The organism is Salinibacterium sp. GXW1014, assembly GCF_044769865.1.
Lineage (GTDB): Bacteria > Actinomycetota > Actinomycetes > Actinomycetales > Microbacteriaceae > Homoserinimonas.
This window is the reverse complement of record NZ_JBIZWA010000001.1, coordinates 523,559-543,170: the sequence shown is the minus strand read 5'-3', so window position 1 is coordinate 543,170 and position 19,612 is coordinate 523,559. Positions and strand designations below refer to the sequence as shown.

The 19,612-nt window shown below is 68.7% G+C and carries 18 protein-coding genes and 1 tRNA gene; 12 read left to right on the top strand and 7 right to left on the bottom strand.

The window, feature by feature from the left end; genetic code table 11:
• Window positions 1-66: 66 nt before the first annotated feature.
• Window positions 67-3,831, top strand: coding sequence for a DEAD/DEAH box helicase (locus ACIQK7_RS02625; RefSeq protein WP_403020972.1), 3,765 nt, complete (start codon window positions 67-69; stop codon window positions 3,829-3,831).
• A gap of 2 nt (window positions 3,832-3,833) precedes the next feature.
• On the top strand, window positions 3,834-4,148 hold the full coding sequence (locus tag ACIQK7_RS02620; protein WP_403020970.1) for a hypothetical protein: 315 nt from the start codon (window positions 3,834-3,836) through the stop codon (window positions 4,146-4,148).
• A 20-nt stretch (window positions 4,149-4,168) separates the two neighbouring features.
• Here the strand turns inward: ACIQK7_RS02620 and mscL are convergent, their stop codons facing one another.
• From mscL to ACIQK7_RS02605, 3 genes are read right to left on the bottom strand one after another with little or no spacing between them, the layout of a single operon-like run.
• Window positions 4,169-4,600, bottom strand: coding sequence for a large conductance mechanosensitive channel protein MscL (gene mscL / locus ACIQK7_RS02615; RefSeq protein WP_403020967.1), 432 nt, complete (start codon window positions 4,598-4,600; stop codon window positions 4,169-4,171).
• Window positions 4,601-4,628: 28 nt separating this feature from the next.
• Entirely contained in the window at window positions 4,629-4,931 is a 303-nt protein-coding gene (locus ACIQK7_RS02610) for an FmdB family zinc ribbon protein (RefSeq protein ID WP_403020964.1), read from the bottom strand.
• Window positions 4,932-4,947: 16 nt separating this feature from the next.
• On the bottom strand, window positions 4,948-5,538 hold the full coding sequence (locus tag ACIQK7_RS02605) for a 5-formyltetrahydrofolate cyclo-ligase (RefSeq protein WP_403020962.1): 591 nt from the start codon (window positions 5,536-5,538) through the stop codon (window positions 4,948-4,950).
• 34 nt (window positions 5,539-5,572) lie between these two features.
• On the opposite strand from ACIQK7_RS02605, the gene galU reads away from it, so the two are divergent.
• Together galU and ACIQK7_RS02595 are read left to right on the top strand one after the other, a co-directional pair.
• Entirely contained in the window at window positions 5,573-6,466 is an 894-nt protein-coding gene (gene galU, locus ACIQK7_RS02600) for a UTP--glucose-1-phosphate uridylyltransferase GalU (protein ID WP_403020959.1), read from the top strand.
• 3 nt (window positions 6,467-6,469) lie between these two features.
• Window positions 6,470-7,117 (top strand): GNAT family protein, encoded by a 648-nt coding sequence (locus tag ACIQK7_RS02595; RefSeq protein ID WP_325209396.1) that lies wholly within the window; start codon window positions 6,470-6,472, stop codon window positions 7,115-7,117.
• Here ACIQK7_RS02595 and ACIQK7_RS02590 read toward each other — a convergent pair.
• Window positions 7,114-7,815, bottom strand: coding sequence for a hypothetical protein (locus ACIQK7_RS02590; RefSeq protein ID WP_403020957.1), 702 nt, complete (start codon window positions 7,813-7,815; stop codon window positions 7,114-7,116). The two genes, ACIQK7_RS02595 and ACIQK7_RS02590, sit on opposite strands and share 4 nt — an antisense overlap.
• A 167-nt stretch (window positions 7,816-7,982) precedes the next feature.
• On the opposite strand from ACIQK7_RS02590, the gene ACIQK7_RS02585 reads away from it, so the two are divergent.
• From ACIQK7_RS02585 to ACIQK7_RS02560, 6 genes are all read left to right on the top strand, one after another.
• Window positions 7,983-8,996 (top strand): hypothetical protein, encoded by a 1,014-nt coding sequence (locus ACIQK7_RS02585; protein ID WP_403020954.1) that lies wholly within the window; start codon window positions 7,983-7,985, stop codon window positions 8,994-8,996.
• A gap of 52 nt (window positions 8,997-9,048) precedes the next feature.
• A tRNA-Ala gene (locus ACIQK7_RS02580) sits at window positions 9,049-9,124 on the top strand.
• Between the two features lie 73 nt (window positions 9,125-9,197).
• Window positions 9,198-9,818, top strand: coding sequence for a hypothetical protein (locus ACIQK7_RS02575; RefSeq protein WP_403020952.1), 621 nt, complete (start codon window positions 9,198-9,200; stop codon window positions 9,816-9,818).
• Between the two features lie 58 nt (window positions 9,819-9,876).
• Window positions 9,877-10,506, top strand: coding sequence for a copper resistance protein CopC (locus ACIQK7_RS02570; protein WP_403020950.1), 630 nt, complete (start codon window positions 9,877-9,879; stop codon window positions 10,504-10,506).
• Window positions 10,503-11,066, top strand: a complete 564-nt coding sequence (locus tag ACIQK7_RS02565; protein WP_403020948.1) for a copper chaperone PCu(A)C — start codon at window positions 10,503-10,505, stop codon at window positions 11,064-11,066. Before ACIQK7_RS02570 ends, ACIQK7_RS02565 begins: the two co-directional genes overlap by 4 nt.
• On the top strand, window positions 11,066-12,295 hold the full coding sequence (locus ACIQK7_RS02560) for a Dyp-type peroxidase (protein WP_403020946.1): 1,230 nt from the start codon (window positions 11,066-11,068) through the stop codon (window positions 12,293-12,295). The genes ACIQK7_RS02565 and ACIQK7_RS02560 overlap by 1 nt, the downstream gene beginning before the upstream one ends.
• Here the strand turns inward: ACIQK7_RS02560 and ACIQK7_RS02555 are convergent.
• A complete protein-coding gene (locus ACIQK7_RS02555; RefSeq protein WP_403020944.1) occupies window positions 12,270-14,165 on the bottom strand; it encodes a heavy metal translocating P-type ATPase in 1,896 nt (631 codons plus the stop codon). The genes ACIQK7_RS02560 and ACIQK7_RS02555 overlap by 26 nt on opposite strands.
• 45 nt (window positions 14,166-14,210) lie before the next feature.
• The gene (locus tag ACIQK7_RS02550; protein ID WP_403020942.1) at window positions 14,211-15,047 is read right to left on the bottom strand and encodes a formate/nitrite transporter family protein; all 837 of its coding nucleotides are present in this window, start codon (window positions 15,045-15,047) and stop codon (window positions 14,211-14,213) included.
• A 271-nt stretch (window positions 15,048-15,318) separates the two neighbouring features.
• On the opposite strand from ACIQK7_RS02550, the gene ACIQK7_RS02545 reads away from it, so the two are divergent.
• On the top strand, window positions 15,319-16,434 hold the full coding sequence (locus ACIQK7_RS02545) for an acyl-CoA dehydrogenase family protein (protein ID WP_403020940.1): 1,116 nt from the start codon (window positions 15,319-15,321) through the stop codon (window positions 16,432-16,434).
• Between the two features lie 2 nt (window positions 16,435-16,436).
• Complete coding sequence (locus ACIQK7_RS02540) at window positions 16,437-17,531, top strand: acyl-CoA dehydrogenase family protein (RefSeq protein ID WP_403020938.1); 1,095 nt, start codon at window positions 16,437-16,439, stop codon at window positions 17,529-17,531.
• 66 nt (window positions 17,532-17,597) lie between these two features.
• Here ACIQK7_RS02540 and ACIQK7_RS02535 read toward each other — a convergent pair whose 3' ends face one another.
• The gene (locus tag ACIQK7_RS02535) at window positions 17,598-19,580 is read right to left on the bottom strand and encodes a diguanylate cyclase domain-containing protein (protein WP_403020936.1); all 1,983 of its coding nucleotides are present in this window, start codon (window positions 19,578-19,580) and stop codon (window positions 17,598-17,600) included.
• Window positions 19,581-19,612: the final 32 nt, after the last annotated feature.

Here is a 19,612-nt window from a genome sequence, read left to right as displayed (position 1 = left end):
TCGGCAAGCGGCGAAAACGGCCCCGCCTACCGGGAATTCGGGGTTTCGACGCTTAAGGTGGGCGCTGTGTGGCCTGCCAACAGACAACCGGAAGACGACGAACTCGGTGACGAGCTCGCCAACGATGCTGCCCGCGCGGAGAAGCAGGTGACGGCACCCCATGCGCTGAGCCTCGGCGACCCGCGCTACACGGCAGCCAACATCGCCGAGCCCACGTGGCACGGTTGGCGTGAGCAGCTCGCCACGGTCGGTGGGCCGTCGCCGCTCATCCACTTCGTCGACAACCCGCGCAGCCGCATCGAGCTCAGCACGACTCACCCCGGTGGGCTCGCGCAGTTCATCACCGGGCAGAAGACGCTCCTGTCGAGCCTCATCCGTGACGACCTCGCCCTCCGGTCGGCCCGCGTCGCTGCCGGAGAGATCGCCTCGAAGTCGCTCGAACTCTCCGCCGCGCGCGGTATCGATGCTGTGCACCTCGGCATCGGCATCTGCGAGTGGAGCCACGACGAGGTCGACTACCGGGCTCCCGTGCTGCTTCGCCCACTCGCGATCCGCCGCTACGGCCGCGACTTCGAGATGAAGCTGCTTGGCACGCCATTCCTCAACCCCGACCTCGCCCGCGCGCTCGAGGAGCAGCACGGGGTCACGCTCGACGCCGAAGCCTTCGTGGCGCTCGCTGAAGATGACGGGGCATTCAAGCCCAACACCGTGATCGACCGCCTGCGCGGGCTGACCTCGCACGTGCAGTGGTTCAACGTGCAGCCGCGGCTCGTCGTGTCGAGCTTCGCCTCCGTGGGCGACCGCATGGTCGACGATGCCGCCCAGCTCGAGCACCCCATCCTCGACGCGCTCGCAGGCAACCCCGGGGCCAAGTGGACGGTCGGCGAGAGCATCGTCGCGGTCGATCCGCAGCATCCGGATGATCGTGCCCCTGAGACCGACAACCTGCTGCTCGACGCGGATGGCGAGCAGGAAGCCGTGATCGCGCAGATCGCCGCGGGCAACTCGATTGTCGTCAAGACCCTGCCAGGCACGGGCAGCACGCAGACGATCGTCAACGCGCTTGGTGCCCTCGTGCACCAGAACAAGCGCGTGCTCGTGGTGAGCCCGCGCCGCTCGAGCCTCACCGGCATCACGCAGCGCCTCGCCGAAATCGGTCTGCATGGTGCGGCCGTCTCGCCCTCGACCCTGCGCCGCGACGTCATCCGGGCGATCTCCCGCAACGAGAAGGCACGCCCCGCGCAGCTCGCCGAGGTTGACGACGCGCTCGTTCGCCTGCGCAAGGTGCTGCTCGACTACCGCATCGCGATCGCCCGCCGTGACCCCGTCATCGGCATCTCGGTGCTTGACTGCCTCACCGAGCTCTCGCGTCTCGCGCTCCTCCCGACGCCCCCGTCGACGACGGCCCGCCTCTCCCGCACCTCGATCGAGCGCCTCATCGACAACCGCAAGGCTGCCGCCGAGGCGATGGTGCAGGCCGCCAAGCTGGGCGAGTTCCGTTACGGGCCAGGGGATTCCCCCTGGTACGGCGCGAATTTTGCCACGAGTGAGCAGGCGACCGCCGCCCACATGTTGGCGAAGCGCCTTTCGGAAGACGAGGTGCCGCGCCTGCTCGAGCGCGCCGGCGAGCTCATCAGCTCGACCCACATGCGTCCCTTCGAGTCGGTCGCGGAGTTGGGCACCTACCTGCGGCTGCTCACGGAGATCCGCGACACCCTCGACAAGTTCCAGCCGGTCGTCTTCGACCGTTCGCTCAGCGAGCTGATCGCTGCGACGGCGCCACGCAAGGAATCTCCCGAGATGTCCGGCGCCAATCGCCGCAGGCTCAAGAAGCTCGCGCGCGAGTACGTGCGTCCCGGCGTCTCCGTTGGCGACATGCACGAGAGCCTCGTGCGCATCCAGCAGCAGCGGCTCATGTGGCAGCGCTACGTGCCCGCCGGCATCCCGCCCAAGGTTCCAGCCGGCATCGCCTCCGCGCAGGTGCTGCACCAGCAGATCGAGCAGGACCTTGCATCCCTCGACAAGCCGCTCGGCACGAGCGACCCGCGGCAGGAGCTCGTCAACCTTCCGATCGCCGAGCTGCTCGCGAAGCTTGCGGGCCTCGCCGCCGAATCGGATGCCCTTGCCAACCTCCAGGAGCGCGCCGCCCTGCGCACGACCCTGCAGGACCTGCAGCTCGACCCTCTCCTCGTCGACCTCTCCGAGCGGCATGTGCCCGACTCGCAGGTCGCCGCGGAACTCGAACTCGCGTGGTGGAAGTCTGCGCTCGAATCGATGCTCGAGGGCGACCGGGCCCTCCTCGGTGCCAACACGGGTGTGCTCGATCGCCTCGAAGCCGACTTCCGGCTCGTCGACGAGGCCCACGCTGCGGGCAGCGCCCAGCTGCTCGCGTGGCAACTCGCCGAGAACTGGAGCATCGGTCTCGTCGACTGGCCTGACGAGGCGACGCAGCTCAAGGGCATCCTTCGCCGCGAGCACGTGACCTCTGAGCAACTGCAGCGGGCCGCGCCGCACCTGTCGCGCACGATCGCGCCCGTCTGGATCGCCTCGCCCTACGAGGTCGACCAGATCACCGACACGATGCCCTTCGACACCGTCATCTTGGTCGACGCGGGGGCGACGACCCTCGCCGAGACGGTCGGTGCCATCCGCCGCGCCAAGCAGACCGTCGCGTTCGGCGACCCGGTCACGCAGACGCCCTCGCCCTTCCGCATCGGCCTCACGGGTGAGACGCCCCTTGACACGGTGCACACGGAGACCGACACCGACCTCGATGAAGTGCACGCCGACTCGACGCTCGCGCGGCTCGGCACGCTCCTGCCCACGCTCGCCCTCACTCGCAGCTACCGGGCCGGTGGCGAGGACCTCGCCGAGCTCGTCAATCGCCGCTTCTATGCGGGCAAGATCGAGTCGCTTCCCTGGGCGGGCAGCTTCCTCGGCCACGGAAGCCTCAAGCTCGAGCACGTCAAGCACGGCAGCGCCCTCCCCGACGAGGATTCCGGCGCCGTCGAGAGTCCGGATGCCGAGGTCGACCGGGTGGTTGAGCTCGTCATCGAGCACGCCAAGACACGCCCGCACGAGTCGCTCATGGTCATCACGGCCAGTGAGAAGCACGCCGTGCGCGTCGAGCAGGCCGTGCTGGGCGCGCTGCCCGGCCGCCCGGAATTGAGCGAGTTCGTGCTGAGCGAGCGCTCGGAGCCCTTCACGGTCGCGACGATCGAACAGGCTGTCGCGCAGAGTCGCGACCGCGTCATCTTCTCGATCGGGTACGGCCGCACCCCGCACGGGCGCGTGCTGAGCGACTTCGGTTCGCTCGGTCGTCCCGGCGGCGAGCGGCTCCTCGCGGTCGCCATGACCCGCGCCCGCCGCGGCATGGTCATCGTCACCTGCTTCGAGCCGGAAGACATCGACGAGTCGCGCATGGAGCGCGGAGCCGTCGCTCTCGCTGAGATCCTGGCTGACGCATCCGCTCGCACGGCCGCCGAGTTCGTGCCAGACGACAGCGACCCCATGCTCGTCGACCTCGCCAAGCGGCTCGAGAAGCGTGGACTCCGCGTCGCGCTCGGCCATCGCGGCAAGCTCGGCCTCGTCACTTCGCACGGCGGCAAGTGCCTCACGATCGAGTCCGACGCCGTGCTGCAAGGGGCGAGCCTGCGCGAGTCGCTGCGCCTGCGCCCGGAGCTGCTGCGTCGCCTCGGCTGGCACTACATGCGCGTGCACGCGTTCGAGCTCTTCAACAACCCCGACGCGATCGCCGACCGAGTCGTGGCGCTCCTCGGCGCAGGCCAGGGGCCCATCACGGAGCCGATCCCCGTCATCAAGTCGGCGTAACCGTGGCGGAGCACGACCCCGATTCTCGGGAGCGCGGCGGCCCCGCTGACGGCGGACGTGGTGCGGGTTCGCGGGCGAAGGGCGACGTAGAGCACGCGCAACGCCCGCAAACCCGCACAACGTCGAACGAAACGGATGCCGCGGCGGCCCCGGGTTCCGCGGATGCTGTGCCACAGCGCCGCCCCCGGGTGCGCCGCCGCGTCACGACGGAACCGGTGCCCGGCTACGACCCGTCGGGCGTGCCGGAGCCGCCGCGCCACGCGGAGGGCGAGAACGACGAGCGCCTCAAGAGGGACAAGCCGCCCCACTGGGGTTGAACGTCGCACCCCGCGGGGAGCTACTCCTTCGAGGGAGAGGCGGCGTCTTTTGCCAGGAGGTCGCGAATCTGCTGCAGCAACTCGAGCTCGGTCGGCGGCTCGACGGCCTCGGGAGCTCCGGCGGCCTTGCGGGCCTCAGCGCGCTCGCGGAACTTGTTCATCGGGAACACGAACACGAAGTAGACGACCGCGGCAATCAGCAGGAACTGGATCAGCGAGGCCACGACGGCGCCCAGTTGCAGCACGGCCGGTTCGCCACCGCCGAGGCTCGGAAGCTCCACCGGCCACGCCGTTGCGAGACTCTCCGCACTGAACAGCGCCCCAATGAGCGGGTTGAACAGGTTCTCGACGATCGAGTTCACAATCGCCGTGAACGCAGTGCCGATGACGACGGCGACAGCAAGGTCAATGACATTGCCGCGCATGATGAACTCTTTGAAACCCTTGAGCATGACGCTCTCCTTCGCGTTCCGGGGTGGCTCAGGCGGGGGTGCTCGCGGCCGGGGTGGGCTTCGACGCGGGCGTGCCTGATGACGACGAGCCTGCCGCATCCGAGGACTTCGTGCCAGAGGCATCCGTCGACTTCTTGGAGCCGTCAGCCGTGCCGCGAGAGTCGGTGCGGTAGAAGCCGGATCCGTTGAAGGTCACTCCGATGGAGTTGAAGACCTTGCGCAGGCTCGACTCGCCGCAGGCGGGGCAGTCGGTGAGGGAGTCGTCGGTGAAGGCCTGGTACTGCTCGAAGGCGTGCTCGCACGAGGCGCAACGGTAGGCGTAGGTGGGCATGCAGATGCTCCGGTCGTCAGGTGGACTGCTGAAGTTCGACGATGCCGCTGGGGGTGACGACGCCGTCGACCGGCTTGTCGTGCACGTCGGTGGGCACTTCGTCGACCAGCTCACTGTCGAATACCACAGCATAAACCGGCGGGCGCTGCTGCATTGACCCGAGCATCCGGTCGTAGTAGCCGCGACCCCAGCCCATGCGCATGCCGCTGCGGTCGATGGATGCCGCCGGCACGATGATGAGGTCGACCTCGTTGATGGCGATGGGGCCGAGCACCTCGCCGACCGCTTCGGGCACGCCGAAGCGGCCCTCGAGCTCATGTTCGCCGTCGCCGAGCACCCAGTCGAGCAGGCCGTCGTCGCGCGAGATTGGCAGCAGCACGCGCATTCCGCGCTCGTGCGCCCAGTTGAGCCACGGCCGGATGTTCGGCTCGTCGGGGTTCGGGAGGTATGCCGCGACGTAGTTCGCACCTAGGCGTTCTGTCAGGCGCGTGAGGTGAAGTGTGAGCTGCTCGGTGGCGTTCTCGACTTCGCTGCTGGTCATGATGCGACGCCGTTCCCGAAGCTCGGCGCGCATGGCGCGTTTTAGATTCGGTAACTCGTCTGACATAGAAGCCATCCTAGGGAAAGGTACTGTAAGCCTCATGGCGTTCACGATCACCAAAGCGGTCATTCCGGCGGCCGGGCTCGGCACCCGGTTCCTTCCGGCCACGAAGGCGATGCCGAAGGAGATGCTCCCGGTCGTAGACAAGCCGGCCATCCAGTATGTGGTGGAGGAGGCGGTGAACGCCGGCCTCACCGACGTGCTGATGGTGACGGGCCGCAACAAGAACGCCCTTGAGAACCACTTCGACCACAACAACGAGCTTGAGGCGACCCTGAAGGCGAAGGGCGACACCGAGCGGCTGAAGAAGGTCAACTACTCGACTGAGCTCGCCGACATGCACTACGTGCGTCAGGGCAACCCGCTGGGCCTCGGCCATGCCGTGCTTCGCGCGAAGATGCATGTGGGTAACGAGCCCTTCGCGGTGCTGCTCGGCGACGACATCATCGACTCCCGCGATGTGCTCTTGAGCCGGATGCTCGAGGTGCAGGCCGCGCGTGACGCGAGCGTCGTCGCCCTCCTCGAGGTCGACCCCTCGCAGACCCATATGTATGGCATCGCGACGGTCGAAGAGACCGACGAGGATGACGTTGTGCGCATCACCGGCATGGTCGAGAAGCCGCCGCCGGGCGAGGCTCCCTCCAACCTGGCCATCATCGGGCGCTACGTGCTCATGCCGGAGGTGTTCCGCATCCTGGAGCGCACGGAGCCGGGCCGTGGCGGGGAGATCCAGCTGACGGATGCTCTGCAGACGATGGCGCAGGTGCCGGAGGCGACGGGCGGGGTCTACGGTGTCGTGTTCCGCGGCCGCCGCTACGACACGGGTGACCGTGCCGACTACATCAAGGCGATCGTGCAGCTCGCGGTCGACCGGGATGACCTGGGCGAGGAGCTCCGGCCCTGGCTCAAGGACTTCGTGGGCACCCTGGACTGAGCCGTGGCTGCCCCCCTGCCGACCCTCTCGGAGGGCGCGGTGACGATCCGACCGATTCGCGTGCGCGATGCGCGCGCCTTGGAACGTGAGCTGCTCGACAACCGTTCGTGGTTGAGCCGCTGGGAGGCGACGAGCCCCTACGGGCCCACCGAGTTCGACGTCAAGTACAGCATCCGCAACCTCCTGGCCCATGCGCGCGCCGGCCAGGGCATCCCCTTCGCGATCGAGGTCGACGGGGAGTTCGCGGGGCAGCTGAATGTCTCGGGCATCACCTTCGGGTCACTCGCCTCGGCGACGCTCGGCTACTGGGTGTCTGAACGCTTCGCGGGCCGTGGCGCGACGCCGACCGCGGTCGCCCTTGCGACCGACCACTGCTTCTTCACCCTCGGCCTGCACCGCATGGAGATCTGCATCCGGCCGGAGAACTCAGCGTCGCTGCGGGTCGTGGAGAAGCTGGGGTTCCGCTACGAGGGGCTGCGGCGCCGCTATATCCATATCGATGGCGACTGGCGCGACCACTTCTGCTTCGCGCTCGTCGTGGAGGAGGTGCGGCAGGGAGTGCTGCGCCGATGGCTCGACGACCGGGTGCCCGCCCTGAACGCCGAGATTCCCGAGGCGGACTGGCGGGCAGCCGGTGTGAAGCGCTCCTAGAGTCCCACGAACGGGATCGCGAGCGTGAGGCCGGCGGCGACGACGAACACGCCGGTCGCGATCACGGTCAGGATGATCTGCGATCGCCGGCTCTTGACGACGGCGCCGACACCGAGCAGGAACAGCGAGATCGCCATGAGCACCGTGTTGAGGGTGAGGCGGTCACTCAGGCTGTTGGCCTCGTCGCCCTTGGCGATCGTGGTGGCGGCGAGTTCCGCGGCCTCCTGGTATGGGCTGAAGAGGGTTTCCACGTAGGGCTCGTGGTCGAAGGGGCTCGTGTAGAGCTCGGGGTCGGCGTCGTTCTCCTCGCCGGCCCACGTGATGGCGGCGTCGAGCTCCTCGCTGACCGACTGGAAGTACATGGTGTCGAACTTCGACTGTGCCGACTCGGCGAGGGCGGCGTCGCTCGACTCGGAGTCGATGCTGAGCTGCGTGAGCGTGGCCCAGAGCTGCACGTCTTGCACGTACTGCTGGTTGGCTTCGAGGTAGAGCGATTCTGCCTCGGTGCTTGCGGTCTGGCCCTTCGTGTAGGCGCCCGCCATCTGGCTGTCGTAGAGGGCCGCCTGGAACGAGGCGTAGGCGGTGAAGGTCGAGACGAGGCCGAGGAGCACGACGATGATCAGCTCCATGTTGCCGAACAGGTCGGAGAGGCGGCGGGGGCGCTGGGCGGATGCGGCGGTGGGGGAGTCTGCGTGCACGATAATTCCTCGGGTTGGTGATAGGGCGCCTCATGCTATTGCTCCGGTATACCGGAGCGACACCCCCGCGATCTGGGGCAGAGCGAGAGGTCCGCGGGGTGATTTCACAGCAGACACACCCCATGACCTGACGCCCGTTATGCCGCCCCACTCGTACCGTTGGGGGCATGGGATTCGAGGGGCTCAGTTCGAGCGTGGTCATCGCGCTCGCCGCGGTGCTCTGGCTCGCCTATCTGGTGCCGACGTGGTTCCGTCGCCGCGAGTACCTCTCGACCGAACGCAACACCGTGCGACTGCAGCAGACGCTCCGCATCCTCGCCGAGACAGCTGAGATGCCTGAGCAGGTGCGGGTCGAGAACTCGGCGCGCAGCGTCGCCGAACAGGAGAAGGTCATGCACCGCGAAATGCAGCGCACCCGTGCCATCGAGCGGGCCCAACGGGCCGCCGACGCGCGCGCCGCCGCCCACCGACTTGCCGAGACCCAGCCCGCGATCGCGGCGGATGTCGCCCGTACCTCGCTCGCTTCCCGCCGACTTCGTCGTTCGCGCCTGATCTCGACGCTCGTGCTCGCCGCGTCGATCGTCGGCATCATCGCTGGAGGCGTGCAGGCGGTGTCAGGGATGGGTGCCGTGCTCCTCGTGGCATCCGTCGTCGTCGCCGCGGGTGCCACCGTGCTGCTCGGCCAGCTTGCTGCCGTGTCGAAGGCGCGCAGGCAGCTCGCTGACGTCGTGCAGCAGGCGCCCAAGGTTTCGACCCCCGTGCAGGACCTCTGGGAGAAGCCCTCCGCGAATGCCGAGGCCAAGCCGGGCTGGACGCCGAACCCCATCCCCAAGCCGCTCTACCTCTCACGGCCGGAGGCCCCCGCCGTGCCGCATGTCAGCTTCGCGGATGCCGCGGCCCGCCTCGCCCGGCCGGTCGCCGTCGAGCAAGCCGACGCCACCGTGCCGTCTCGCGATCACGCCGCGGAGCTGAAGGAGGCGTCCGCTCGCGCCGAGCAGGCCCTGCGCGCGAGCCAGGCGGAGCAGGCGCCGGCGGCCGCTCAGGGCGTGCCCGCGGCATCCGCTTCTCCCGCTCCCGCCGAGAAGGCACCGAGCCGCTTCGCGAGCATGGGTGTCATCGACGACCTCGACCTCGCGCCGGCCGACATCAACGAGGCGCTGCGCCGCCGTCGCGCGGTCTGACGAATCCCGTGCGGTCCGCCTCCGCGATGGTGTTATCGTAGATACCGCTTGAGGGCCCTTGGCGCAGTTGGTAGCGCGCCTCGTTCGCATCGAGGAGGTCAGGAGTTCGAATCTCCTAGGGTCCACCAGCAGAAGGCCCCGCCGATCGGCGGGGCTTTCGTCGTGTGTGGGCACCCATCGACGCGGTGGGACAATGGACGTATGGAGTCGTCTCGCCAGCGGCATGCGGTGCGCGGGGTCGCCGCCGCCACGGTGGCGACCTTCATTGCCCTGCTTTCGCACGTGCTCGGCGGGGGCGAGGTTCCCGGCTGGCTCGGAATCCTCACTCCGTGGATGCTCTCGCTCCCTGTGTGTATCGCCCTCGCGCGCTGGAGTCTCTCACTCGGTCGGCTCGCCGTATCGGTGGGCGTGAGTCAATTCTTCTTCCACACGCTGTTCGTCATCGGCGCTTCGGGAGGCTCGACCGCGCTCGTGTCCTCGACTGCGGGGCACGGCTCGCACGGCCTCGTCATGGTTGCCGCGGAGTCGAGCGTCGGCGCTGCGTCCTATGACTCGGGCGTGATGTGGCTGTGGCACGGCATCGCCGCTGCCGTGACGATCGTCGCCGTGCACCGCGGGGAGTCCGCGCTGGCGCGCATCCGTCGCATCGCCGGCTGTGCCGTCGCCTGGGTTGCCGCGCGGGTCATGCCCGCGCACCTCGAACCGGTGGGAGTGGCCGCAGAGCGGATGCCCCTGCCACAGTTCTCTGGCCTGTCGCTCTCGTCGTGTCTCGCCCGCGCGTCGCATCCGCGCCGCGGCCCTCCTCTCGCACTCGCCTTCTGAATTTCCCACAAGAACGCGAGTGACGCCCTCCTGTGGCGTCGAGAGAAAGGTTTCACACATGTCCCGTTCCACATTCATTTCGCGCCTGGGTGCGCTCGCCGCCGGGGCGGCGCTCGCCCTGGGTGCCGTCGCCGTGCCCGCGCTTCCCGCGGCTGCCCATGATTCGCTCGTCGGCAGTGACCCGGCCTCGGGCGCGGTGCTCGAGTCGGCTCCCGAGCAGCTTGTGCTCGAGTTCTCTGGCGCACTGATGACCCTGGGTGATTCGTCGACGCTCGTCGTTGTGGCCGATGCCGAGGGTCGCGACTGGGTCGATTCCGCCCCGGTCGTTGAGGGCAGCCGGGTGACGGTGCCGCTCGCAGACGGGATGCCCGGTGGTGCCTACGAGGCGAGCTGGCAGGTTGTCTCAGAGGACGGCCACCCGATCTCTGGTGTCGTGCCGTTCACGGTGGATGCCCCCGCAGAGCCTTCGGAGGAACCACAGGCGCCTGAGGAGACGGAGGAGCCCGAGCAGACCCCCGAGGCGACATCAGACGATGCGGTGGTCGACAGCGAAGCGAGCGACGAGGGTGATGGGTTCAGCGTCGGCGTCATCGCAGCGATCGTCGTGATCGCGGCGGCCGTCATCGCTGTCGTGGTTGTCGTAGTCCGTCGGCGCGGTCGCCGCGACTCGGAGACGAGCGCACGGTGACCGCCGCAACGATGGCGCCCCGCAGCACGACAGTGCGGAGGCGCCGGATGAGTGCTGCCCTCGTGCCCTTCGGCCTGCTCGCCATGCTGGCGGGCTGTGCCGTGCAGGACGCGACGGATGCTGCGACATCCGCTTCCTCCTCCGCCGAGGTGGTCACGGTCTCCGACGCGTGGGTGAAGGCGGGCGACGCCGGCATGACGGGCCTTTTCGTGGTGCTCGGCAATGGCGGCGACGCAGAGGCGACGGTCGTGTCCGCGACGACGGATGCGGCGTCGGCGACCGAACTGCACGAGACGGTGGCGGACGCGTCCGGCACCATGACGATGCGCGAGGTTTCCGGCGGTTTCACGATCGCCGCGAATGGCCAGCGTGTGCTCGAACCGGGCGGGGACCACCTCATGCTCATGGGCCTGACGGGCCCTCTCTCGCCGGGTGAGGAGATCAGCGTCGAGTTGCGCTTCTCCGATGGGTCCATGCTCGAGTTCTCGGCACCCGTGAAGGACTTCGCGGGCGCGAACGAGAACTACGAGGGTGAGGCCGAACACTCCGGCGGCCACTGATGCCTGCGGGTGACGCAACCGCCCGCGCCCGCCGTCTTGTCGCCACCCGGCGGCAGTTCCTCCTCGGGGGTGCTGCCGCCGGTGTGGGGGCGGTCGCGGCGATGGGGATCGATCGGGCGATGCGCCCGGCGGCGGATGCGCCGGTGGCGCAGCCGCTGCATGGCGAGGAGACGGTCCCGTTCCATGGTGTGCACCAGGTCGGGCTCGATACGGAGCCGCAGGCGCATGCGGTGTTCATCGCCCTCGACCTGCTGCCGGAGGTGGACCGAGACGGGCTGCGGCGCCTCATGCGTATCCTGAGCGACGATGCCTCCCGTCTGACCCGGGGGCTGCCTCCCCTCGCCGACACGGAGCCGGAACTGGCGGTGACACCCGCCCGGCTCACCGTGACGTTCGGTTTCGGGCCCGGCCTGGTGTCGCGCGTGGGTGGGCGGGCGCCAGAGTGGCTCGCCCCCTTGCCCGCCTTCGGCATCGATCGGCTGCGCCCGGAGTTCAGCGATGGTGACCTGCTGCTGCAGGTGGCCGCCGACGACCAGGTGACGGTGGCGCACGCGGTGCGGATGCTGCTCAAGGATGCTCGCTCCTTCGCCCGCCTGCGATGGTCGCAGCGAGGATTCCGGCGAGCGCACGGCTCGGAACGCTCGGGCACCACTATGCGCAACCTGTTCGGACAGGTGGATGGCACGAGCAACCCCGTGCCGGGAACCCCCGAGTTCGAGCGCGCCGTGTGGTCGAACGAGGGGTGGATGGCGGGCGGTACCGGCTTGGTCCTGCGGCGCATCCACATGGACCTGGACGGTTGGGATCGCCTCGACCGCAGTGGCCGCGACCAGGCGCTCGGGCGGTTCCAGTCGAACGGTGCCCCGCTCACGAGCAGCTCGGAGGGAGCGCGAGCGGAGTTCGACGAACCGGACCTTGAGGCGAAGTCCGCCGTCGGGTTCCCTCTGATCCCCGCGTTCTCGCACGTGCGGCGGTCGCGGGGCGAGGAGGTGATCTTCCGCCGCGCCTACAACTACGACGAGTCCCCTGTGGGGGCGGAGGTCTCCGACTCCGGCCTGCTGTTCGTTTCACTCCAGGCGGATGTCGCGGCCCAGTTCGTGCCCATTCAACGCCGTCTCGACGAACTCGACCTGCTCAACGAGTGGACGACCCCGATCGGTTCGGCGGTCTTTGCGATGCCTCCCGGTTGCGAGGAGGGCGGGTTCATCGGGGAGACGCTGCTGACGTGAGTGTCCCGGCTGGCGTCGAAGTGCGAAGCGCCAGCCGGGGTCCTGTCAGGGCGCGCAGGGCGTAGAGGATCGTGGCGAGGTCGACGAGTTCCTGCGTGAGCGCCCCCGCGACCGCCGGGATCGCCCCAGTGGTGGCGATGAGCATGAGCCCGACGCTGAGGGCGATGCCGATCCAGATTGCCGCGTAGGCGACGCGCAGCGTGTGGCGTCCGATGGAGACGGCTTCGGCCACTCCCGTGAGCGAGTCCGTGAGGATCACGGCGTCGGCGGCTTCACCGGCGGCCGTCGCGCCACGGGCGCCCATGGCGATGCCGACGTCGGCGGCGGCGAGCACGGGCGCGTCGTTGACCCCGTCGCCCACCATGAGTAGGGGGCGCGGGTGGGTTTTCGCCGCGAGCGCGACTTTCTCGCCGGGCAGCAGTTCCGCGTGCACGTGGGCGATTCCGGCCTGCGCGGCGACGCTCTCGGCGGTGACGCGGGCGTCGCCCGTGAACATGGCGACATGCTCGACCCCGGTGTCGCGGAGCCAGTCGACGACGGCGGCGGATTCCGGCCGGATGTCGTCGGCGAGCACGAGGGCACCCGCGTAGCGCCCGTCGATTGCGACGTAGGCGGCGGCCTGCCCCGGTTCGAGGTTGATCGTGCGCGCGTCGGGTGCGATCTCCGCAATGTGCGCGGGCTTGCCGACCACGACCTTTCGCCCTCCGATGACGGCGTGGACTCCCGCCGTGGCGACTTCGCTCGCCTCGCTCGCGGGCAGCAGGTCGAGGCCTCGGGCGGTGGCGGCGCGACGGATGCTCTCGGCCAGCACATGGCTCGAATACTGTTCAGCGGATGCAGCGAACTGCAGCAGCTCGTCGGCGCCGACCCCCACCGCCTCGACCCGCACGAGGTCCGGCCGCCCCATTGTGAGCGTTCCTGTCTTGTCGAACGCGGCCGAGCGCACGCGCGCGAGCTGCTCGATCACGGCACCGCCCTTGGCGATCACGCCGGCCTTCGCGGCACGCGAGAGCCCGCCGAGGAAGGCGACGGGGGCGGCGATGAGGAGCGGGCAGGGGGTCGCGAGCACAAGCACTTCGGCGAACCGGGAGGGGTCGCCCGAGACGGCCCAGGCGGTGCCGGCGATAGCGAGGGAGATGGCGGTGAAGGGAATCGCGAAACGATCGGCGAGCCGCACGACGGGTGCTTGTGAGGCCTGGGCCTCCTGTACGAGGGTGACGATCTGCTGGTATTGGCTGTCGGCGCTCACGCGTACTGCGCGCATCCGCACGACCCTGTCGCCGTTGATTGATCCTGAGAGCACTTCCTCGCCGGGGGCACGGGTGACGGGCATGCTTTCGCCGGTCAGTGATGACTCGTCGAAGGTTCCTTCTGTGAGCAGCTCGCCGTCAACGGGAACGACCTCTGACGGGCGCACGAGGAGGGTGTCGCCCACGCGCACGGCGTCGGCTGCGACATCCTGCACCCGCTCGGATGCCCCATCACCGGGAGAGCGGAGCACATGCGCGACCTGCGGTGAGCGGTCGAGGAGGGCCGTGAGTTCGCGGGCGGCGCGCCGCTGCGCGTAGTCCTCGAGTGCCTCGCCGCCGGAGAGCATGAGCACGATGATGAGCGAGGCGATGTACTCGCCCACCGCAAGTGTCGCCCCCATCGCGATGACGGCGAGGATGTCGAGGCCGAAGTGGCCGCGCATGATGTCCCTCGCCATGCCGATCACGGTCCAGACGATGATGAGGGCGACGAAGATGGTCGCCACCCAGCGTGCGACGAGCGACTGCCCCGCAAGCTCCAGCCCGAGCACGACGACCCCGACCGAGACGGTGGCGGTGATGATGGGGTAGCGCGTGAGCGCCGGGAGTGCGCGAGACATGAGGCCAGTCTCTCGCACTCCCGGGGCGCACGCGCGGTGTCCGGGCTAAGCGGGGATGCGCGGGGTGCTCAGCGGCACCTCGCGCTTCGCCTTCATGCGGGCGTGGGTCACGTAGAGCGGAATCGCCGTGAAGGTGAGGCCGCCGACGAGGTTGCCGAGCACGGTGGGGATCTCGTTCCAGATCAGGTAGTCCATGACCGTGAAGTCGCCGCCGAGCAGCAGGCCGGAGGGGAACAGGAACATGTTGACGATCGAGTGCTCGAAGCCCATGAAGAAGAAGAGCATGATGGGCATCCACATCGCGAGCGCCTTGCCGGGGACATCCTTCGCAATCATGGCACCGGCGACGCCGACCGAGACCATCCAGTTGCAGAGCACCCCGCGCACGAAGAGGGTGAGCATGCCCGACGCGCCATGCTCGGCGTAGCCAACGGTGCGGCCCTCGCCGATGTGCCCGATCTGCTGACCGACCTCGTTGGGGGCGGTCGCGAAGCCGAAGGTCACAACGATCGCCATGAGTACGGCGACCGTGAAGGCGCCGATGAAGTTGCCGACGAAGACGAGCCCCCAGTTGCGCAGCACCCCGCCGATCGTGATGCCCGGCCGCTTGGCGAGCCATGCGAGGGGCGCAAGCACGAAGACGCCTGTCAGCAGGTCGAAGCCGAGCAGGTAGAGCATGATGAAGCCGATCGGGAACAGGATGGCGCCCACCAGCGGCATCCCGGTCGTCACGGTCACCGTGATGGCGAAGGCGGCGGCGAGTGCGAGGAGCGCACCGCCCATCGCGGCACGCACGAGGGTGTCGCGGGTGGACATGAGGACCTTGGACTCACCGGCGTCGATCATGGTGGTGACGAGGTCGGCGGGTTTCACATACGACATGGGGCACGCTCCGAAGGGTCTGGGTGGGGGGCCGCGGCTGCCGGCCACTCTCGACGCTAGGCAGGGGAGGTTTCCCCGCCGTGTCGGTCTGCGCCGGGTTTCATTACGTTCCCCGCACAGCCGCCGGGGGAGTGTGTGAGGCCGCGTCTTGTAGCGCACGCCAATCGGCGCAGCAGCAGTCCGGAGTCGCGCTGGTGGAATCGCGCACCGGTTCGTAGGCTCTCGCCCGAGGGCCTACTCTCGAACAACACGTCCAGAGCGAGGGAGCCCTATGAGACTGCAGTTGTCCCCGGAGGATCAGAAGTTCCGGGAGGAGATGCGTGAGTTCTTCACCACGCAGGTGCCGGAGCACATCCGCACCAAGGTGTTGGCCCGTCAGGAACTCAGCAAGGAAGACTTTGTCGAGAGCCAGCAGATTCTGAACGCCGCGGGCCTCGCCGTGCCCGGGTGGCCGGTCGAGTGGGGCGGCCAGGACTGGTCGCAGCTGCAGCGACACATCTGGCACGAGGAGATGCAGCTCGCGGGCGTGCCGCAGCCGCTTCCCTTCAACGCCGGCATGGTCGGCCCCGTCATCGCCGCCTTCGGTTCGCAGGAACTGAAGGAGCGCTTCCTCGCCAAGACCGCCAACATCGACATCTGGTGGTCGCAGGGCTTCAGCGAGCCGGATGCCGGCTCCGACCTTGCAGGTCTGCGCACGACCGCCATCCGCGAGGGTGACGAATACATCGTCAACGGTCAGAAGACGTGGACGACGCTCGGCCAGTACGGTGACTGGATCTTCATGCTCGTGCGCACCGACCCCAAGGCGGCGAAGAAGCAGGAGGGCATCAGCTTCCTCCTCATCGACATGACGACCCCCGGTGTCACGGTGCGGCCCATCGAACTCATCGACGGCGGCTTCGAGGTCAACGAGGTCTTCTTCGAGAACGTGCGCGTGCCCGCCGAGAACCTCGTCGGCGAGGAGAACAAGGGCTGGACCTACGCCAAGTTCCTCCTCGGCAACGAGCGCGTCGGCATCGCCCAGGTCGGCGCCTCGCAGCGTCACCTCGCGACCGCGAAGTCGATTGCGAAGGAGCGCGGCGTGCTCGAGCGCTACGCCGCGCGCATCGTCACGCTCGAGAACGAGCTGCTCGCCCTCGAGACGACCGCGCTGCGGGTGGCGGCCCACTCCGACGGTGGCAAGCCGCATCCGGCGTCGAGCGTGCTCAAGATCAAGGGCTCGCAGCTCACGCAGGCCGTCTCGGAGCTCCTCATGGACCTCGAGGGCCCCGCCGCACTCACGAGTCACGACTCGCGGGTCTTCCTCAACAACCGCAAGGTGTCGATCTACGGCGGATCCAACGAGGTCCAGCGCACGATCATCGCCGGCACGATCCTGGGACTGTAGACGTGGACTTCACTATCGATTCAGAACAGCTCGACCTCGTCAAGGCCGTGCGCGGCCTCGTCACGAAGGTCTACGACTCCTCCGAGACGCGGCGCGCCGCGACCAACACCGAGCTCGGCTTCACGGCGTGGGAACAGCTCGCCGAGATGGGCGTGCTGAGCCTCCCCTTCGAGGCGACGCCCGCCGAGGTCTCGCTCGTCGCCGAGGAGCTCGGCAAGGTCATCGCACCCGACCCCTTCGTCGAGGCGGTCGTGCTCGCCGGCGGGCTCATCGCATCCGTCGGCACCGAGGAGCAGCAGGAGCAGTACCTCGACGCGATCGCCGAGGGCAGCGTGCTCCCCGTCTTCGCGTGGGCCGAGCCCGGCAAGGCCTGGTCGACCGAGCCGAGTGTGACCTTCGCGAACGGCCGGCTCAACGGCGTCAAGGCGCCCGTCATCCAGGCCGAGCGCGCCGACCTGCTGGTCGTGTCAGCCAAGACGGATGCCGGCACCGGCCTCTTCCTCGTCACCGAGGGCTACACGGCCGAGACGGAGCGCACGCACGACGGCTCCCGCGCCGCGACCGTGACCTTCACCGACACCCCAGCCGTGCCGCTCGGCGCGGGTGGTGACGAGTCGGTGGCGATCGAGCGGGCGCTCAACCTCGCCCGCATCGCCTACGGGCACGAGGCGCTCGGCGCGATGCAGGTGGCCCTCGACATCACGGTCAACTACCTGAAGACGCGCAAGCAGTTCGGCGTGACGCTCAACAGGTTCCAGGCGCTCACCTTCCGCGCCGCGGACATGTACGTCGCGCTCGAACTCGCCCGCAGTGCCATCACGTGGGCGACGATCGTGGCGGCAGATGAGGGCTCGACTGACGCGGAGGTTGCAGCCGCAGCATCCCACTCCGCCATCCAGGTTGCCCGCGCGGGTCGCCACATCGCCCTCGACGCGATCCAGCTGCACGGCGGCATCGGCATGACGGCCGAGTACTCCGTGGGGCACTACGCGAGCCGCATCCTGGCAATCGAGCAGATCATCGGCGATGAGGCGTTCCACAACGAGCGCCTCGCCGCGACCGTGGGCGACCACGACGTGTTCGACCCGATCGGCTAGCGCACGACAACCACGATGGCCCGGACGAGCGTTGCTCGGCCGGGCCATCGTCATGCTGCCTGAAGCTCAGGCGCGCTTCATCTCCGACTTCGCCTCGTACATGGCCCGGTCGGCGCGGTCGAGCAGGCTCGGGGCATCGAGCCCGAGTTCGACGTGGCCGACACCGATGGCGACACCCACCCTGGCCTCGCCGCCCGTGACCGTGAAGGGTCGGGCGAAGCTCACGCGGATGCGCTCGGCCACGAGTGCCTCCTCGCCCTGGCGCGTGTCTTCGCAGAGCACCACGAACTCGTCTCCCGCGAGCCGCGCGACCGTGTCGCCGTCACGCACGGCCTCCTCGAGGCGCCGGGCCGTCTCGACGAGCACCTCGTCACCCGCTTGGTGGCCGAAGGTGTCGTTGACGGCCTTGAAGTCGTTGAGATCGAGGAAGAGGAGCGCGAAGTGGCGGCCGCGGTGAGCCCGCCCGATCGCCTTCTCGAGGCGGTCGAGCAGCAGGCGGCGGTTGGGCAGCCCGGTGAGGGCGTCGACGAGGGCAAGCTGCGCGAGTTCCGCCTGCGCTCGCCGCAGCAGCGAATCCTGCACGTCTCGCGCGAGTTCTTCCGCGGCGAAGCGGTCGCGGTCGCTCCACGGTCGCGCGCTGTCAGCGACGTTGTTGGTCTGCCGCCGGATCGTGCTGGGCGACGCATCCTGCGCCGAATCCGTGAGGTCGAGCCAGTGCACCGTCTGGCTGACCGGGCGGCGCACCCAGCAGACGAAGTCGCCCTGGGCGCCGATCGAGATCGCGAGGAGTCCCGCGACGCGGGGTGCAGCATCCGCCAGGCGAGGGTGGATGTCGCGCACGCGGTCGGTGAGCAGGGCGCCGTGGCGGCTGAGGGTGTCGACCCAGTTGCGCACCGTGTCGCTTACGACCTCGGCTTCGTGCTCGTCGAGGTCGCCGAGGACCCGGCGTTCGGTGCCGACCGAGATGATCGCGGCATCCGCGGTGATGAGATCGAGCACGCCCTCATCACGCGAGTGCGCGGCGAGGGAGTCGGCGATGCTGCCGTCGCCGAAGCGCTCCACGATGTGGTGCTGCACCTCGGCCAGCTCGGAGCGCCGGGCGGCGTTGGCCGAACGGCGCAGCGTGGAGACGCGGTGGTGCAGCATGCGAGCGTAGAGCTCGATCGCCGCCCGCTCGAGCGGGTCGATGTAGGTCGGGGTGACGGAGTGGCTGCCGAGGATGAACTCGAGGCCCGCGTCGCCGTGCAGGTTGACGCTGAAATCTGCCGCGACGCCACCCATCTTGCGAAGCACCGTGAGGTGGTGGGGCGCGCCCAGGGCGAGGGGGGAGAGCGAGACGTTCCAGCCCAGGCCGCGATGGTCGGTCCGCGGCACGATGAGCGAGGGGAGCGCGTCGATATTCACGAGGTTGCTCGACCGGGACTGCGAGTAGTGCGCGAGCTCGGAGGAGGGTTCCCGGGGGGCAGGGACGTGAAGGCCCAACAAGGAACCGATGTCCTCGTTGACCGACTCCGCGATGACATCGGTGTGGGCGTCCTTGTGGAGCCGCATCACGATGACGCGGTCGGAGCCGAGGCGCGCGCGGACGGTCGCGCAGCCGTGATCCCACAGCTCGGCGGCATCCGTGAAGTGTTCGAGCTGTTCCGTGGTCTCGGCGAGCCAGAGCGTCGCATCCGATCGTGCCTCGGGCTTGGAGGGCTCGAGGTGCACCATCGCCTGTCCCGACGTGCGGGTCAGCGTGAAGTACCAGACATCGTCGCGAAAGTCGTGCACGCGCATGGGGCCGGCTCGTTCGCTCGTGCTGTTGACCGGCAGCCGCTCGGGCGCGCCCATGAACTCGGCGCTCGGCTTGTCGAGGATCTCCTCGGGGCGCAGGCCCCAGAGCTGCTCACAGGAGTCGGAGATTGCGACGATCGTCGCATCCATGCCGCGGTGGCTGATGCCAAAGGAGATCCCGTGCGGCTGGATGAAGGCGCTTGCCTGCTGAGTTCGCTGAGTTGAGGTGGGACCTGTGAAGAAACCGCTCACGTTCTGCACCCCCGTCGTCATGCGCGTCGCATCCGTGCGACTATCTGGCGCCA

Excerpts from the sequence above, each read along its gene's own strand:
- mscL (WP_403020967.1), bottom strand. The coding sequence starts at position 4,600 with ATGCTCAAGGGTTTCAAAGAGTTCATCATGCGCGGCAATGTCATTGAC.
- ACIQK7_RS02610 (WP_403020964.1), bottom strand. The coding sequence starts at position 4,931 with ATGCCCACCTACGCCTACCGTTGCGCCTCGTGCGAGCACGCCTTCGAG.
- ACIQK7_RS02605 (WP_403020962.1), bottom strand. The coding sequence starts at position 5,538 with ATGTCAGACGAGTTACCGAATCTAAAACGCGCCATGCGCGCCGAGCTT.
- galU (WP_403020959.1), top strand. The coding sequence starts at position 5,573 with ATGGCGTTCACGATCACCAAAGCGGTCATTCCGGCGGCCGGGCTCGGC.
- ACIQK7_RS02585 (WP_403020954.1), top strand. The coding sequence starts at position 7,983 with ATGGGATTCGAGGGGCTCAGTTCGAGCGTGGTCATCGCGCTCGCCGCG.
- ACIQK7_RS02575 (WP_403020952.1), top strand. The coding sequence starts at position 9,198 with ATGGAGTCGTCTCGCCAGCGGCATGCGGTGCGCGGGGTCGCCGCCGCC.
- ACIQK7_RS02570 (WP_403020950.1), top strand. The coding sequence starts at position 9,877 with ATGTCCCGTTCCACATTCATTTCGCGCCTGGGTGCGCTCGCCGCCGGG.
- ACIQK7_RS02560 (WP_403020946.1), top strand. The coding sequence starts at position 11,066 with ATGCCTGCGGGTGACGCAACCGCCCGCGCCCGCCGTCTTGTCGCCACC.
- ACIQK7_RS02555 (WP_403020944.1), bottom strand. The coding sequence starts at position 14,165 with ATGTCTCGCGCACTCCCGGCGCTCACGCGCTACCCCATCATCACCGCC.
- ACIQK7_RS02550 (WP_403020942.1), bottom strand. The coding sequence starts at position 15,047 with ATGTCGTATGTGAAACCCGCCGACCTCGTCACCACCATGATCGACGCC.
- ACIQK7_RS02545 (WP_403020940.1), top strand. The coding sequence starts at position 15,319 with ATGAGACTGCAGTTGTCCCCGGAGGATCAGAAGTTCCGGGAGGAGATG.
- ACIQK7_RS02535 (WP_403020936.1), bottom strand. The coding sequence starts at position 19,580 with ATGACGACGGGGGTGCAGAACGTGAGCGGTTTCTTCACAGGTCCCACC.